This is a genomic window from Nitrosomonas sp. Is35 (genome assembly GCF_033063295.1).
Classification (GTDB): Bacteria; Pseudomonadota; Gammaproteobacteria; order Burkholderiales; family Nitrosomonadaceae; genus Nitrosomonas.
In genome coordinates, this window is record NZ_JAWJZH010000001.1 from 2746220 (window position 1) to 2761502 (window position 15283).

16 protein-coding genes, 1 tRNA gene and 1 other annotated feature are annotated in these 15283 nt (G+C 44.4%); of the genes, 6 read left to right on the top strand and 11 right to left on the bottom strand.

Going from position 1 to position 15283, the window contains the following annotated elements:
- Window positions 1-146: 146 nt before the first annotated feature.
- Window positions 147-1375, bottom strand: a protein-coding gene (locus R2083_RS12835) for an IS3 family transposase (RefSeq protein ID WP_411172513.1) whose coding sequence is annotated in 2 segments (ribosomal slippage) — window positions 147-1084 and window positions 1084-1375 — 1230 coding nt in all. Because the reading frame shifts where the segments join, the coding sequence is not laid out codon by codon here.
- Window positions 981-1097, bottom strand: a sequence feature (AL1L pseudoknot). Its footprint overlaps the gene before it by 117 nt.
- A 154-nt stretch (window positions 1376-1529) precedes the next feature.
- On the opposite strand from R2083_RS12835, the gene R2083_RS12840 reads away from it, so the two are divergent.
- Window positions 1530-1901, top strand: a complete 372-nt coding sequence (locus R2083_RS12840) for a hypothetical protein (RefSeq protein WP_317531635.1) — start codon at window positions 1530-1532, stop codon at window positions 1899-1901.
- A gap of 481 nt (window positions 1902-2382) precedes the next feature.
- Here the strand turns inward: R2083_RS12840 and R2083_RS12845 are convergent, their stop codons facing one another.
- From R2083_RS12845 to traJ, 7 genes are read right to left on the bottom strand one after another with little or no spacing between them, the layout of a single operon-like run.
- The gene (locus R2083_RS12845; RefSeq protein WP_317531636.1) at window positions 2383-3498 is read right to left on the bottom strand and encodes a JAB domain-containing protein; all 1116 of its coding nucleotides are present in this window, start codon (window positions 3496-3498) and stop codon (window positions 2383-2385) included.
- A 20-nt stretch (window positions 3499-3518) separates the two neighbouring features.
- Entirely contained in the window at window positions 3519-6356 is a 2838-nt protein-coding gene (locus R2083_RS12850) for a zincin-like metallopeptidase domain-containing protein (protein ID WP_317531637.1), read from the bottom strand.
- The gene (locus R2083_RS12855) at window positions 6343-6561 is read right to left on the bottom strand and encodes a conjugal transfer protein TraD (RefSeq protein ID WP_317531638.1); all 219 of its coding nucleotides are present in this window, start codon (window positions 6559-6561) and stop codon (window positions 6343-6345) included. Before R2083_RS12855 ends, R2083_RS12850 begins: the two co-directional genes overlap by 14 nt.
- A gap of 25 nt (window positions 6562-6586) precedes the next feature.
- The gene (traF, locus tag R2083_RS12860; protein WP_317531639.1) at window positions 6587-7126 is read right to left on the bottom strand and encodes a conjugative transfer signal peptidase TraF; all 540 of its coding nucleotides are present in this window, start codon (window positions 7124-7126) and stop codon (window positions 6587-6589) included.
- A 29-nt stretch (window positions 7127-7155) separates the two neighbouring features.
- Window positions 7156-8991, bottom strand: coding sequence for a type IV secretory system conjugative DNA transfer family protein (locus tag R2083_RS12865; protein WP_317531640.1), 1836 nt, complete (start codon window positions 8989-8991; stop codon window positions 7156-7158).
- On the bottom strand, window positions 8991-10628 hold the full coding sequence (gene traI, locus R2083_RS12870) for a TraI/MobA(P) family conjugative relaxase (RefSeq protein WP_317531641.1): 1638 nt from the start codon (window positions 10626-10628) through the stop codon (window positions 8991-8993). The genes R2083_RS12865 and traI overlap by 1 nt, the downstream gene beginning before the upstream one ends.
- Before the next feature lie 41 nt (window positions 10629-10669).
- A complete protein-coding gene (gene traJ, locus R2083_RS12875) occupies window positions 10670-11038 on the bottom strand; it encodes a conjugal transfer transcriptional regulator TraJ (protein ID WP_317531642.1) in 369 nt (122 codons plus the stop codon).
- Between the two features lie 344 nt (window positions 11039-11382).
- Here traJ and R2083_RS12880 point away from each other — a divergent pair, with 344 nt between their 5' ends.
- Genes R2083_RS12880 through R2083_RS12900 form a run of 5 tightly spaced genes read left to right on the top strand, consistent with a single transcriptional unit; the run spans window position 11383 to window position 14118 of the window.
- Complete coding sequence (locus R2083_RS12880) at window positions 11383-11706, top strand: TraK family protein (RefSeq protein WP_317531643.1); 324 nt, start codon at window positions 11383-11385, stop codon at window positions 11704-11706.
- Entirely contained in the window at window positions 11706-12437 is a 732-nt protein-coding gene (locus R2083_RS12885; protein ID WP_317531644.1) for a conjugal transfer protein TraL, read from the top strand. The genes R2083_RS12880 and R2083_RS12885 overlap by 1 nt, the downstream gene beginning before the upstream one ends.
- On the top strand, window positions 12434-12862 hold the full coding sequence (locus tag R2083_RS12890) for a conjugal transfer protein TraM (protein WP_317531645.1): 429 nt from the start codon (window positions 12434-12436) through the stop codon (window positions 12860-12862). Before R2083_RS12885 ends, R2083_RS12890 begins: the two co-directional genes overlap by 4 nt.
- Before the next feature lie 33 nt (window positions 12863-12895).
- Window positions 12896-13225, top strand: a complete 330-nt coding sequence (locus tag R2083_RS12895; protein ID WP_317531646.1) for a helix-turn-helix domain-containing protein — start codon at window positions 12896-12898, stop codon at window positions 13223-13225.
- Entirely contained in the window at window positions 13135-14118 is a 984-nt protein-coding gene (locus tag R2083_RS12900) for a site-specific integrase (RefSeq protein WP_317532093.1), read from the top strand. The genes R2083_RS12895 and R2083_RS12900 overlap by 91 nt, the downstream gene beginning before the upstream one ends.
- 34 nt (window positions 14119-14152) lie before the next feature.
- Here R2083_RS12900 and R2083_RS12905 read toward each other — a convergent pair.
- The 3 genes from R2083_RS12905 to R2083_RS12915 form a co-directional block, all read right to left on the bottom strand.
- Window positions 14153-14228 (bottom strand) — tRNA-Thr (locus R2083_RS12905).
- 33 nt (window positions 14229-14261) lie between these two features.
- On the bottom strand, window positions 14262-14684 hold the full coding sequence (locus R2083_RS12910) for a ClpXP protease specificity-enhancing factor (protein WP_317538667.1): 423 nt from the start codon (window positions 14682-14684) through the stop codon (window positions 14262-14264).
- Window positions 14681-15280 carry a glutathione S-transferase N-terminal domain-containing protein gene (locus tag R2083_RS12915; RefSeq protein ID WP_317531648.1) on the bottom strand — a complete coding sequence of 200 codons (600 nt, stop codon included), beginning with the start codon at window positions 15278-15280 and terminating at the stop codon, window positions 14681-14683. Before R2083_RS12915 ends, R2083_RS12910 begins: the two co-directional genes overlap by 4 nt.
- Window positions 15281-15283 lie beyond the last annotated feature (3 nt).

Consider the following 15283-nt stretch of genomic DNA (forward strand, 5'->3'; position numbering starts at 1 on the left):
GATCTTTTGTTCCGGTGAGACTACCTTGGTATCGCACTGTTAAGTTTGCCTGCCTCCGCCATCTTCACCCAGTTGCGTAGCGTTTGCTCAACCAACCCCGGTTTCTTTGGGATGAATCGCCCCGGGTTCTGTGGAGGCTGTTTGGTTTAAGTAACACTGGCAGAATCCGAGTTGTCTAACTGCCGGTAGTATTGTGCCTCAGCTTCTTCCGGCGGTATATAGCCGATAGATCCCAGCAAGCGCTGGTGATTGAACCAGAATACCCAGTTTAACGTCGCCAATTCAACAGATTCCCTGTTTTTCCAAGGCCCTCGTTTGTGAATCAATTCAGCCTTGTACAGCCCATTAATCGTTTCGGCCAGTGCGTTGTCGTAACTATCGCCACGGCTTCCTACTGACGGTTCTATTCCAGCCTCGGCAAGCCGCTCCGTATAACGGATAGAAACATACTGGGAACCCCTGTCGCTGTGATGAGTCAAGGCACCTAGCTCCGGTTGCCGAGCGTATAAAGCCTGCTCCAGTGCATCCAGTACGAAGTCCGTGTGCATGCTGGAACTGACGCGCCAACCCACGATGTACCGGGCAAACACGTCGATGACGAACGCGACATATAGCCAACCTTGCCAGGTGGAAACATAAGTAAAATCCGACACCCACAACTGGTTTGGGCGATCCGCCTTGAATTGCCGGTTCACGCGATCCAGTGGGCATGGCAGCCTCTTGTCAGGAACCGTCGTGCGGACAATCTTGCCGCGCCGCACACCTTCCAGCCCCAACCGTTTCATCAGCCGTTCTACTGTGCAGCGAGCTACCAGCATCCCTTCGCGCTTGAGTTGCCGCCATACCTTGTCGGCACCATAAACCTGCAGGTTGACCTGCCAGACTCGTTGTATCTGCGGCATCAGCTCATCATCGCGAATAGTTCGGGCACAGCGCAATGCCGGATTACGCAGCTCGACAGCGTGACGTCGATATCCTGACGGGGCAACCTGCAATACCTTGCAGATCGGCTCGACCCCGTGGGTGTCGCGATGCCGATCGATGAATGACCTCAGGATTTGAGTTTGCGGTCGAGCTCCGCCTGGGCGAAAAAAGCACTGGCCAGTTTCAGAATTTCATTGGCGCGACGTAATTCCTTGACCTCACGTTCCAGTGCTTTGATATGCTGACGCTCTACACTGGTGACGCCATCTCGCAGGCCTGTGTCGATCTCGTGCTTCTTTACCCAATCATGCAATGTCGGCGATGTGCAGCCAATCTTCGGCGCTATCGATTCTATCGTTGCCCACAGCGAAGAATACTCACTGCGATGCTCTTGCACCAGACGAACTGCTCGTTCTTTGACTTCGGGGGAAAATTTATTTGATTTGTTCATGACTCCATTCTCTCAAGATTTGGAGCCTCCTCAAAACCCGGGGCGATTCAGGAAGGCACAATATCGATGCCTTAAAAATGAGTATCGATGCTTATTTCTCTTACACTCAGAATCAATTAGCATTTTGAATCAGAATAAGCATAAGGAGAGTTTTGTGAAAACTAAAATATTTGTGTTGTTTTTCTTAATGACTACTGCGATGTTTGCTCACGCAAATATTGGTAATACAACAACCCAGCAGCATTGTACTTCGATCGGTACCGAGTCCGCACCGCTACCTCCCAATCAAGACAGCACTTGGGCAAACGGTGGATTAAACCGTTCTCACGATAGACAAATCTATGGTGTAGACATCGTTGCTTACAAAATTAAATGGTCTTCAGGCTGGAGCGATTGGTTTGTCAAAGGTGTGAATGATCTTTATGCTTTCTCAACACCGAACTCAGCTTCACCCAGTGATCAAGATGCACGATTAGCATGGATATATTTCTATGATCACAATTTTATAGCGATTTACTGTCAATAGCTGTTACTAAACAACCCTTTTTAGTTTACGCAGTAACAATGTAGTTAGTGAGAAAAATGCAGCATTAAGTGTATCGTTGCATGATGTTTTTGGTAGATAGCAAAGTTAAGCTTTTTTTTCATTTTTTTAGGCTCTAGACTAGCGGACATGATCTGTTAATCTAGGGCCATCTTTGTAAGATGGCCCTGAAATAGTGAGATATTTTTTGCCTTCTTCTCTCATTCTCATTTTCAGAAGGGTAGAGATATCCAAAAATAATTAAGCTCTACGAAAACCCATGCTCTAGCTTTGCAAAGCAATTTTTCCAATCATTTTTATGTGCTACGGTTGCGCCTTGTCAGTATTTGCAAGAAAAAACCTTGGAGCCATCTAGTAATTCCTCGGCGCTTTCTTGCATCAAGAATATCACTGCTGAGTTTCTTCAGGACTTGTTCAACAAGAAATGATCTTACAGACATAATAAATACCAAATTGAAAACTGTCAGCGTTTATGACTTTTGCATTTGCCCGATCCGTCCTCTTCCTTCACAAATGTTCTAGGCTTCCTAAAAATGGCACTTATTTCACCGGGCATTGACGCAAACACTCCTTCTTCTCGCAATGACCGATAATCAGCCCCCTCTACAGTTAACACATCTTTTAGTATGCCAACTTCACAAGCTTTGGATAATACCGGGTGCCTGTAATCATTGGCATTCGTGATAGCAAATACCGTATTGACACCTGAATTGCGGGCAAAATTTTGCAGTCGCGCCAGCAGCAAATTTTGAGAGCGATCCAGTACCGATAAGGGTAACTCACTTAACGATAATACATATCCTGTTGCACTGATGCCTATCAAGTTAAAAAACTGATCCCGTCTCTTTAAAGTATGGCCTATCTTTGCAAGATCCTCCGGTGAAGTTATTTTCTCCAAGAGCAGCTCATGACTTTTATAGTGGTTATTCTGATAACCACCCGCCAAGTCCCGCATCCAATTCATAAAATCGACATGACCATCTTTATCAATGACACTGTATTGACTGGTATTGATAATGACATGGCCTTTGAAACCCGGAACAGTTGATGCAATTATTTCTGTAAGCCTGATATCCTGATTCGATGGCGTAGCATTACCCGATGGATGGTTATGCAATAACCAGTACCCATCTGCTTTAACATGTCGTCTAGTCTTTTCTACCAAAACACCCAGATCATGTTTGTCATGCCCAATTTTTTCCAGATAGACTGCGCCCGGTAATCTGGAACTCACAGCCGTATGATGAACGATGCGATTCATACGGGTATAGAAGATTCGCAGCGTTTCATAACGCGGATCACGCAGTATTTGCGCCATTATTGCCAGATCATGGCCTGACTTAATAGGCTGATTTAGGAAAGTGGTTTCTCCTTTTTCTCGGAAGTCTTTTGGGAAATCGCAACCCAGTAAGGTGCCACCTGCCCATCGAGCATGAGCTTCGAGCAATTCTGTATAGGCACCTCGCCCTGCTTCCCTTTGTTTTTCGGTAGTACCGGGACGAGTCTCAATGTTTTCATAAAGATCACCTTCATCAGAATGGAATGAATTTCCTGGAGTCTTTAACCTATTATCGCGCATCTTGTAGTCTCCTTAAAAGATTACCTGGCCAATGCCCGTTTTTGCTTGATTTCCTGCTGCTTAGGTTCAATAGGGACTTGTAACTTCAATAAGCTGTCCTGTTTAGCCTGCTGAGAAACTTTCTCAAAAACCGATCCGACCTGACGTTTTACCGCCTCAATACCCAGCGCGCTTTTATTGGCCAGATCATTAAAATCATTTAATTTCTTTGAGTCCTGCTCACCCGGTGCAAAAACCGGAAATACCGCAGCCCCATTGACCAATACCGCTGCTTCAAGCGCTTTTTCCTTGCCGGGGTTTTTGCTAAGGGTCGATTCCAGATGATGATCATCGTCGCCTGCGATAATGATTGGCTTATGTGGATACTTTTCATGCAAATCCTTAGATACTTTGGGTAGGTTACCTGAATCAAATGCGGCGATGACAGGATAATCCAGCGCCTGGGATAGCGTGTCTGCGGTGGCATAGCCTTCAGCAATAACAATGGCAGGTGCAGCATCCAGTGCTGTAAGTCCCTGACTCTCGCCACCAACGACATGAAAGTTATTCTCCTTTCTGCTACCCGCTGCAAAAAGCTTTGCACCACTGGGTTGTATCGTTTGTACACCCCAGATTTGTCCATGAACATCTTGTGCGGCCAGCAACAAATCACCGGCACTCAGTACAATGCTATTTGGATTTTCTTCTCGCAATACTTTGACTTCCTGCCAGTTCTGACCAATTTTGATGATTGAGTCATTGGGTAAATCATCAGCATTCTGCGGCACAATTCTCAGATCGCCTGGCCGGGCGTGCTTGTCTTTCAGATAAGGATGTTCGGAATCGGCAGCAGGTGCGATAGTCAGCAATTGTTGAATTGCATCAGCAACTTTAATTTGCTGCGCATGTTGTTCGGCTTTTCTGTTCTGCTGCTTGATAGCAGCTTGGGCGAATAGCTCGGCTTTTTGCTCATCCGTAAGAGAGTACCCCCTGGCCTTCCAGCGAATTTCAATACCGGTTCGATTATTCTTGAAATATCCGGCAGGATGACCATCCAGATGCGCCACATAAAACCCTGATTTCTCGACCGACTTGTCGCCTTCGACTTTAATTCTGTGTTTACTGCCATCCATCACTGGATGATTGCCATCAACCAAACAACCTTGAGCGCGCAGCAAGTCAGCAAATTCCACGTGAGGATCAGTAGCTAGTTCCTGTTGGCTGGAAACATTCTCCGGTAACCAACGTTGTAATGTTTGAATATCTGCTTCTGGCCCTACATACCAGGAACGGGCCTTTTTGTCCCAACGAGCGCCAGCAGCCTTTGCTAAGTCCTTATCACGATAAGGAACGATCAAATATTGACGAGCATTGTCATCGTTTTGCTCGGCCTTGGTTCCTAATATCGATACTTCAGTGCTAATTGGATCATTTCGGATGCGGTTTTCATGGATGTTAGCAAGCTTAACGGCCTTTTCATGTTCATTTTGTTCTGCGGCGGCGTCGATGAGTGCAAGCAGATCAGTCAAATCCTGCGCTTCTTGTTTGGATTCACAGTCTTTCACCCATTGGAAAGTCTGATCATCACGCTGCATAGTCACACCCCAAAATTGTGGCTCCATGTTTATTAAATCAGCGGATACTATAGACTCAATACCATTTTCATTGGTTTGAATCGTATTACCCTGAATCTGTAACTGTCCATTCCAGTCAGCCGGAATTCTAAAACCCAATTTGTCTTCCGCAACTTCTTCAAACTCCAAGTTATCAATACCGCCGCCCCTCGTAAATTTGAGTGCATCAGCAACCAGAATGATGGCATCCTGATCCTTTTTTGACATATCCTGTGTCAGATCATTAAATCGTTTGATATTGTGGGATGAGATGGTGGCCAGATCATGTGAGAGATTCAGTAAATAAGCTGCGGTGTTTTGCTTGATTTGATCCATCTTGATTGCCTCCTGTGCATAAACTTTCTGTGCAATTTCATGTTGTTGTGACAATGCCAGTACAAAATCCTGGATTTTTTCTGCATCAGCGGCGGCACGGAATATCTCTGTCGGATCCTCCTGCAGCGCTTTGATCCATGAACTCACATAAGCCACATGCTGCCCTGGATCATGACCAATCCCCAGCTCACCACTGAGCAGCATGCTGGCTATCTCAGCGCGTAATTCTTCGCGGCCGTAACCTTCGCTTCCAAATGGATGCGATAGATCACGATTTAAGCGCAATTCATGGCCTGTCCAGTGCCCCAGCTCATGCAATGCAGTTGCGTAGTAGCGATCGGGGGTCGGAAACTGGTGCTTATGGGGTAAGTGGATACTGTCTGTGGATGGTCGGTAAAATGCGCGGTCTGCCTCACCATGACGAATCACGGCATTGGATGCCTGTAATATGTGTTCAGCCCGCTCCAGTGGATCCCAGTCGGGGGCTTTAATGTCAAGTTCTGGCAGATTATCCATTTGTTCCGCATTAAATACGGAGGCATAAAACACTCGGGGGCGCTCTAGTCTGACTTGTTCTTTAATTAGATTGCCTTCACTATTTAAAACAGGATTTCCGTTATCATCTTTTTTGATGTGCTCCTCAGTAAATTTCCAGTATTGCACGAGCGTGCTTTTTTCACCTTTACGCACCTGCGCACCCAGGCTTATCGCTTGCTTGTAGGTTAGCCAACGCGGATCCGTATATGCACGACTCATCAGGTTTAGGCTATTGATGCCCCGGTAGCGCTTACCCGTAGTTGGGTTGATAGGTAATGCGGCTAGCAGATCACCTGGTTTCCACGGTTTTTGCCAGGGTGCAGCGCCTTTTTTGAGTTGCTCAATCAAATTCTCGGCGACTTGTTCATGAAAAGCCTTTTTAGCCTCTTTCATCGTTAACCTCCGCTACATGATCAATTGTGCTATCCAGCGCATCCTGTTCACTCAAGGCATCTTCCGTGAATGCGCCCAGCCTTTCAGCCTCTAAAGGATCAAATTCAGCCTGAAAGCCCGGTATTTCTGCATCGAGTAGCTTGTCCGTTATGACTTCTTGTATGTCAGGATTGTTTGTTTCAGCATCAATCAGTGGTCTATGCATGGCTTTGACTCCTATTAATTTTTGATTAATGACTCCAGGTAAAAATCGGACGAAAAACTTGCTTAATCTGATCACGCGTAATCAGTCCGAAATAGCGCGCGTCAAAGGATTGCGGGTTCAAATCGGATAGCAGCAGGTACTCAGAATCATTGAGCACAGCTTTAAGCCTGTATTGCGGCAATGGTTGACCCTCAGCATCTGCTATTAGTTGAGTGCTGTTGGGTAAGTGTTTGCCATTCACAAAGATGCCAGCCTGATCGATGGAAACCGTATCTCCGGATTGTGCAAACACACGTTTGAGCAACAAACCATAGCCACCAGGGCAATCCCCTCGGTTGATGTAGGATCGATCCATAGCCATATCAAAAACCACATCCTGTGGTGGGCAAAAAGCGACATAAGCGCCGCTGACAATCGGTTCATCAACCATTTTGTAAAAACCTACTGGCAAACTGGGTGTGGTATTGATATAAATCCCGCTGATTCGTGCACCAATACTTAGTACAAATACGCTAACGCTTAGGGTCAGAATCAAAACACCCAGGATTTTGATGGGTTTTTTCATGAAATTGACTCAGTAGAGTTCGAGGTATCTCAAAGTCCGGTTAATTTGTCGCTGAAGCTCGGGGGATTCACTTGTGCCCGTGCCGTAAAGGTTTCATCCTGGAAATACAATGGCTGCGTGCCATAGATGGCAGGGAAACCAGCCACATAAATAATCATGTCGCCAGGCTTTGTGATCTTGCCTTCAGCATCTTTCATCGGGCCTGGCAGTCGCATACACTCATCCGGCGTTAATAACGCGCGCTGCGTCTCCTGTAGGGTACGGGTGACATGTCCATGCATCATTGATGAGCGGCGGCCGCTGGTGGTAATCTGTTCTTTGATGACCGTGGTTTGCCCGGTCAGTTTGGATAAATGCTCCGCTGTTTCAATCCGGTTGGGTGCAAATGCGGTCTGGATGTGACAGTTGGAAGTAATCGCTTCATCATGCCCGTAGCCGGTCTCGCGACTTTTGAGTTGATTTAAGTCTTGGCAAATCAGATAGGCTTTCATGCCATAGCCTGCGATAAACGCGAGAGATTCCTGAAAGATCTCAAGTTTTCCTAAGCTTGGGAATTCATCCAGCATTAATAGCAGTTTGTGTTTGTAATGCGCGCTGGGTTGACCGTCTTTGAACGTGATTCTATCGGCTAACTTTCTGATGATCATATTGATCAGAATGCGGATTAAAGGGCGCAACCGCGATTTATCATTGGGGTGTGACACAATGTATAAGCTGACGGGATGCTCATGGTGCATGAGGTCACGGATTGTAAAATCCGATGTGCTGATATTGTTGGCCACGATCGGATCTCGATACAGGGACAAATACGATTTGGCTGTCGACAACACGGAGCCGGCTTCTTCTTCAGGGCGATCCAGCATATCGCGCGCACTGGCTGCAATCACTGGATGACTCTTGCCATCCAGATAATCTTGCATGGCCATTTCCATCCACAATTCCCTGATGTCGCGATCAGGATCGGATAGCATTGCATCGACAGTCGATAATGTGGCAGGGGTTCCTTCTCGCTGCGATTTGTACAAAACATGCAAAATGACACCTACCAGCAATGCCTGGCTGGTTTTCTGCCAGTGGGTTTGTAATCCCTTGCCATCCGGATCAACAATTAAGGTAGTCAGGTTTTGAACATCGGCGACTTCGGTGCCGCTGCCAATTTGGATTTCATCCAGCGGATTCCAGTGCGCGCTGCTGGTTGATGCCGGGTCAAAGCGCAGCACCTTGTTTTCGGCGTGAAGCTTTCTCCAACCGGCGGTCAATGCCCATAACTCACCTTTAAGATCAGTAATGACCGCGCTCTGAGTCCAGGAAAGCAAAGTGGGTATGACCAGACTCACACCTTTGCCTGAGCGGGTTGGGGCATAGCACAATACATGTTCCGGGCCGCGGTGTTTCAGATAGTGGGTTTTGCCGGAATTATCCCGCCAGCCGCCGACATAAACCGCATCGCTTTTGTGATTCTTGCCTGTTGCCAGTAGTCCTGCGGCTACAATGTCCTGCTTATCCGCCCATCTGGCTGAGCCATGCAATCCCTGATTGGTCCGGGATGAATTGGCCAATACCATTTTAATGACCAGCACCAGAATCAAACCGATGCTGGAAAATAAAATACCAAAACCTGCCGCCAGATCGAAGATGCCCGAATACTCGCCATACCATTTATTCGCCCACACCAGAATTGCCCAGGGTTCATAAATATGAAAAAGGTGTGTACCTAATTGCGGTTGATAATTGAATTGTTGCGCAAAATACTGAGTGGCGACTTGGAATCCGCCAACAAGGCAGACAATGGATAATGAGCGGACGATAATCTTGTCTTTTTTGATATTTCTGCTGTCTTTAGAACTCAGATTGATGTTATTCATCAGAAGCTCCTTCGGGTGGTGATGGAGGTGGTGGGTCGTTTTTGACCTGCCGATTGCACTTTATTGACCCTGTGCTGTTTCATTAACTGCTGACGGTATTGTTCAAGCGGCTTATCGTCAAAAGTGATGCGCATTTGATTTTGTGCGGTCACTTCAGCGATCTCAAGACGAAACGATTCAGTTCCATTGATCGCCAGGTGGCTGCCGTACTTCTTCATGGCCACTTGTAAAATATCCACTAATGCATCTTGTGTTGTATCCGGCAGCACGACTAATCGCTTGCCGTCATCACGGATGGTGGTTGATCCTGCTTTATAAGTGACTGTGCCGATCTTGGTGATCGATTCAACAGAGCTGTCTTTAATAAAGCCATCTTTGAAGTAGCCATTAGGTTTATCATGGCTTTGCTTGGCCGATACCTGATTGCCCTTAAATTGACCGGATCTTCTGGATCGCAACACGGCCAATGCTTCAGCATTGCCATTTCTGGCCTCAAATGTGAGCCAATCCAGCCACCCCATTCTGGAATGATGGGCCTTAGAGTGCTGATAGGATTTTTGATAATCACTTTTAATGACTTCGATAGTCGTTTTGAATTGCTGATGTGCGGTTGCATACAGCGCTTTTTTGGCCAATCTCCCAGCTTTGATGCTTTTAATGATGTTTCGCTTGAGTTTGGCTTCCCGTTTGGCGCGGTCAATGAGTTGATCTCTGCTTTGGCGCAACATAACCCACTGGCTTGAATTCTGTCTGGCGCTATTTGCTTGCTCTTGCTGGTATCGCGCATAAAGCTTTGAAGTATCGATTCGATTCTGCAGTGGTTTTGGCTGGTATTGTTTGGCGTTTTGTTGTGACGATTGTCCAAAATTATCACTAGGTACAAATGCACCCAGTCTTTGAGTTAAATTCCCTTTGGATAAAGAGCGATCAACTGAACTGGCCTTAACAGCCACGCCATTATTGGCAACCAACACAAACCCGTTGCCACGCTCCTTGATTTCAAGGCCATGCCTAACTAGAACCTGATGCAAGTCATGCCAGTTGTCCGCGCCTTTGATTTCAGTAAGTGCCTCACGCTTGATCCAACCCAGCAAGCTCTCTACACCTGTTCTGGTTTCGATTTCTTGCGCTACTCTGGAGGCTTTATCATTCACGGTTTCATGATTAACTATTGTTAAACCATATTCCTGTTCGATTTGTTCACAAAGCTTCGCTACTTTCTTGTAATCATAATAAAGATTGTGGATTGTTAAGTTTCTAGAATGTATCTTATTGATTGCGATATGCATGTGAAGGCTATTGGTATCATCATGCACGACACTGATCCGTTGATGATCTGTAAAACCCAAGACATCACAAAATTGTTCTTCAATGGCATTAAGACTCTCAAGGGATAAACGCTCTCCTTCCGGGAAGCTCAACACCAAATGGCAGGTTTTGTCTGATTTGGCGCGCTTATTCATTTCCTGTGTGTTTTGTATCTCTATCAATGCAGCTATCTGATCATCTGAATAACAGTTTGATACCTTGATCTGGCTGACACGTTCACTCTTGTCCTGAGGATCGGTCAGATACTGTATCAGTGCAGAGTAGTTGCTTTTGCGCACTGATTTGATGGGTATGATTTTAGCGATCATCGTATTTAAGCTGCTTAAGTCAAAAAGGACTATTCCGAAAGTTATTTTTTAAGCTTCATAATGACATCCAGCATCGCGCTTTGCGTATTCCGGATACTGTCCAAGGTTAAGTGCAACTGCGACTTGCCAATTAATTTTGTGCGCCTGTCGTTGGTGAGCCAAAACTTGATTAATCCACCCAGCCTGCCAAGATCCGCATTGATTCTTAACAAAGCATCCACTTTCCGGTTATCTATAACACTGGGCACTTGATAACCTAGGCCCAGATTGCGCAGGTACTCGGCAACGGTTAATCCGGCATCCGTAGCTTTGCTCTTTATTTCAGCGTCTTCGATTGGCAAAACAGGAACCCTGAGCTTTTTGTCTCTTCTCTCTTTTTTAATTGTCTTGAGGTTCTTTTTGTCAATCATTTCAGTTTTCCTCGAAGAGCAAGATCAACGTTGAGCACAGAGTGCGAATAAGTTGGGGTGGAGATGGCCATCTCCACATATCTTGCCCGGCTGTGTGAGATTCAAGAAATATACTAACACTATAATCGATGTTTGCAAATAGTTTATTTTCGTTATATCATAATTACAAACAGTATTAAAATACTTGAAAAAAGCTTTATTCAACTAAATAACAGTCACTTGGAAGCAAAAAAAAGGATAAGCAATTAATTGATACTGAAAGCAACAAAAATAAACAGAAAGGAAAGCAAAAAAACAAAAAGCTGTTTGGACGCCAAGATAACTATTTTTTTGGAAATTGTGTGATGAATAAATCCTTATCAGATCGAATCGCACTTTATGCGGATAAAAACAAAAGTACCGGTAAGCAATTTTTACCAGCGTTCATCGCATTGAAACCTGATATTGAGCAAGCACTCAAGGATGGCTGGACGATTCGACAGATCTGGAACATTTTGCACCAGGAAGAAAAAATCAAATGTTCTTATCAATGGTTCAGGACTTTGGTCAATCGACATATTGGTGAGGACAGAAAGCAACATCTACGCATTGATCAAGGAAATTCAGCCGGGAATGGTCATGAAGGATTTCGTTTTAATTCTGCAACTGAAAAAGAGGAGTTGATCTGATGGCTAAAATACATATGATTCTGCAAGGGAAGGGCGGAGTAGGCAAGTCGTTCATATCATCCACGCTAGCACAACATAAGTTTGCTAAAGGCGGCAATCCAATATGCATTGATACAGATCCGGTTAATGCCACTTTTTATGGATTTAAAAAACTCAATGTTAAGCAGATTAATGTGATGAACAATGATGAGATTGATCCGAGAAAGTTTGATGATTTAATTGAACTTATCGCCAATGCTGAAAATGACGTCATTATTGACAATGGTGCCAGCACCTTTGTGCCGATGTCGCATTATCTCATCAGCAATCAGATACCCGCCTTGCTTTTAGATATGGGGCATGAGTTGGTTGTGCATACCGTCATCACCGGCAGCCAGGCTCTATTGGATACATTGAATGGTTTTGTACATCTGATTAAACAGTTTCCGAAAGAAGCACTGTTTGTTGTCTGGTTAAATCCTTACTGGGGAGAAATCACCATGAATGGCAAGCAGTTTGAGGAAATGAAAGCGTATATGGATAACAAAGGGCGAGTATCCGCCATCATCCGAATTCCACATTACAAGCCTGAGACTTTCGGCAAAGATTTGAGCGAAATCCTGCAATCAAAATTTACCTTCGATGAAGCGCTGAAGAATAGTGCTTTGCCGATGATGGTACGTCAACGATTAACGATTATCCGCAGGCAGCTCTTCACCAACATTGAAAATGTGGCTGCGGTTTTAACATGAATGCCGACAAATTAGATGCGATCATTGAAAGAATAGCGTCAGAACACGGCATTGTTCTGTCACAGGATGATCCGGTGTTGATGATGCACACCTTGAATGAAGTATTGCTGGAACAAAATGAAAAAGCTCATGCTGAACTGCTAAGCAATTACCAGGCGATATTAGAAGAAAACTTTAATCGATGGTGTGAGTATTCTACCAAAAAATCCAATGCCATTATCAGTGCATCCATGGGTAATGCACGATTAACACGAGACCAATTTCTGGAAAGCTGTATTCAGCTGATTAATGAAAAAATAAAAAGTAGAGAGGGTCAGGAGATTTATGAGCTGACCAGAATTTCCAGGCAGGCGGCCATTATTAATTTACTGGCATCAACCTTACTCTTAATTTCGGTTTTAATCATATTTTTGATTTTGCTATAGCCAATCTTTTTTAACAATGCAATGAGATGGCGCATGAGAACATTAAATTTAAATGAAGCTGCCCAATTCTTGAAGTTGCACCCTGAAGAAGTGCGCCGTCGCGCTAAAGCAGGAATTATTCCGGGGGCAAAATTAGGGAAACGGTGGGCATTTATTGAAGATGATCTTGCTGATCACATTCGCTCGTTATATGCTTGCACTCGGCAAGCGTTGCAAGTGGGACATGAGGAGAAACAATTATGTCACTCTGTAAACGTGGTAAGACGTGGTGGATTAGTTTCACCACACCAAGCGGCGAGCGAGTTAGATGCTCTGCTGCAACTGAAGATAAAACCCAGGCGCAAGAATTCCACGATAAGCTGAAAGCGGAATCCTGGCGGGTTGCAAGACTGGGGGATAAGCCAAAGCGCACTTGGGATGAAGCGGCTTATAAATGGCTGATGGAGACGCAACATAAGGCTTCACATAAGCAGGACATGAAGCAGGTTGCATGGTTTCAACAGTTTTTTAGGGGCCAATTACTTTCTGAATTAACTCGGGAAGTAATTGCTGAAGTGGGCGAGATAAAATGCAAAGAAACTTCACCTTCAACAGCTAATCGTTATTTGGCTACAATTCGAGCCATTCTACGAAGAGCCGCTTTAGATTGGGAATGGATTGAGAAAGCACCCTTTATCCGGCTATATAAGGAACCCAAACGGCGGATTCGTTGGATAGCTCCTGAGCAAGTACAAATATTACTAAATGAATTACCTGAGCATTTGGTTGATTTGGTAAAGTTTTCACTTTCAACAGGATTGCGCAAACGCAATGTTACTGATTTGGAATGGTCGCAGGTTGATTTGCAGAGAAATGTTGCATGGATTCATGCAGATCAAGCCAAAGCACGAAAAAGCATTCATATTTCACTGAATGCAACGGCTATGGGAGTTCTGAGAAAGCAGGTTGGCAAACATTCGTTAAGAGTGTTTACTTACCAAGGAAAACCAATTATTCAGGTCAATACCAGGGCATGGCGAAAGGCATTAAGAAGAGCAGGCATAGAAGACTTTCGTTGGCATGATTTGCGCCATACTTGGGCCAGCTGGTTAACTCAAAAAGGTGTACCGTTAAATGTAATTCAAGAAATGGGAGCTTGGGAGTCAACTGAGATGGTGAAACGTTATGCTCATTTGGCGCCCGAACAATTCAGAAAACATGCAATGGTTGTAGATGAAATTCTGAATGACACAATTTTGACACAAGTGAAAAATTAGAAGATCACAAAATCAATCTAACTCATTGATTTTATGGTGCCGACACCAAGAATCGAACTCGGGACCTTCTGATTACAAATCAGCTGCTCTACCATCTGAGCTATGCCGGCAAATTGACAAGTACAAATTAAATTTAAAGAAACTTACTTGATGATGCGAAGTTTTGGTTTACCAGAAGTTTTGGGTTGCGCAACCAGTGAATCTTGAACTGAATCACTTGATTTTTCAATGGCAATTTCATTTTTAATCTCTTCGTCTTCCGATGGGAATGCTATGCCTTGATTGACTTCCTTTGCAAAAATTCCTTTAACTGCATCGATTGGAATATTAAGCTTTCTTGCTATCCCATTAAACCGAGCATCAAAACTAATTGATTCATTATTTATGATCAGTGCATGAACTGCATTTGCACTAATATTAAAAACTATTTCGCCATTTTTTATGTATTGCATAGGAACATCCAGCTCTGGATAAGCTTTTACCGATACAAAAGGGGTAAAGCCACTATCATTGCACCATTCATATATGGAACGAATCAAATATGGTTTCGTTGAATTATCACTCATTTCCGCATTACTTTCTCTGATGCCGATAATGCATCTATGAATAATGGACGACTGAACAATCTTTCTGAATATTTCAATAATGGTGCTGCTTGCTTAGGAAGACGAATTCCATAATGCTCCAGACGCCAAAGCAATGGTGCAATGGCGACATCAAGCATTGAAAATTCATCCCCTAGCATGAATTTTTGCTTATCAAAAATTGGCGATATCATCGCAAGATTATCAGCAATAACTGTCCGAGCTTTGTCAATGACCTTCTGATCTGTGCCATCAAATGCATCGATATGACAAAATAATTCCTGCTCAAAACGAAACAGCAACAACCGTGCTCGTGCACGCATTACTGGATCTGCAGGCATTAGCTGCGGATGTGGAAAGCGATCGTCAATATATTCATTAATGATATTTGACTCATACAACACTAGATCGCGTTCCACAAGTACCGGAGCTTTGCCATAGGGACTCATCACCGCTATATCTTCTGATTTATTATTTGGATCAACATCTATTACTTGAAAATCCATATCTTTCTCGTGCAACACAATTCTGCAGCGATGACTGTATGGACAAGTAATTGTTGAATATAGCGTCATCATAAC

Coding starts and splice junctions, on each gene's coding strand:
- R2083_RS12845 (WP_317531636.1), bottom strand. CDS start 3,498: ATGCGCGATAATAGGTTAAAGACTCCAGGAAATTCATTCCATTCTGAT.
- R2083_RS12850 (WP_317531637.1), bottom strand. CDS start 6,356: ATGAAAGAGGCTAAAAAGGCTTTTCATGAACAAGTCGCCGAGAATTTG.
- R2083_RS12855 (WP_317531638.1), bottom strand. CDS start 6,561: ATGCATAGACCACTGATTGATGCTGAAACAAACAATCCTGACATACAA.
- traF (WP_317531639.1), bottom strand. CDS start 7,126: ATGAAAAAACCCATCAAAATCCTGGGTGTTTTGATTCTGACCCTAAGC.
- R2083_RS12865 (WP_317531640.1), bottom strand. CDS start 8,991: ATGAATAACATCAATCTGAGTTCTAAAGACAGCAGAAATATCAAAAAA.
- traI (WP_317531641.1), bottom strand. CDS start 10,628: ATGATCGCTAAAATCATACCCATCAAATCAGTGCGCAAAAGCAACTAC.
- traJ (WP_317531642.1), bottom strand. CDS start 11,038: ATGATTGACAAAAAGAACCTCAAGACAATTAAAAAAGAGAGAAGAGAC.
- R2083_RS12880 (WP_317531643.1), top strand. CDS start 11,383: ATGAATAAATCCTTATCAGATCGAATCGCACTTTATGCGGATAAAAAC.
- R2083_RS12885 (WP_317531644.1), top strand. CDS start 11,706: ATGGCTAAAATACATATGATTCTGCAAGGGAAGGGCGGAGTAGGCAAG.
- R2083_RS12890 (WP_317531645.1), top strand. CDS start 12,434: ATGAATGCCGACAAATTAGATGCGATCATTGAAAGAATAGCGTCAGAA.
- R2083_RS12895 (WP_317531646.1), top strand. CDS start 12,896: ATGAGAACATTAAATTTAAATGAAGCTGCCCAATTCTTGAAGTTGCAC.
- R2083_RS12910 (WP_317538667.1), bottom strand. CDS start 14,684: ATGAGTGATAATTCAACGAAACCATATTTGATTCGTTCCATATATGAA.
- R2083_RS12915 (WP_317531648.1), bottom strand. CDS start 15,280: ATGATGACGCTATATTCAACAATTACTTGTCCATACAGTCATCGCTGC.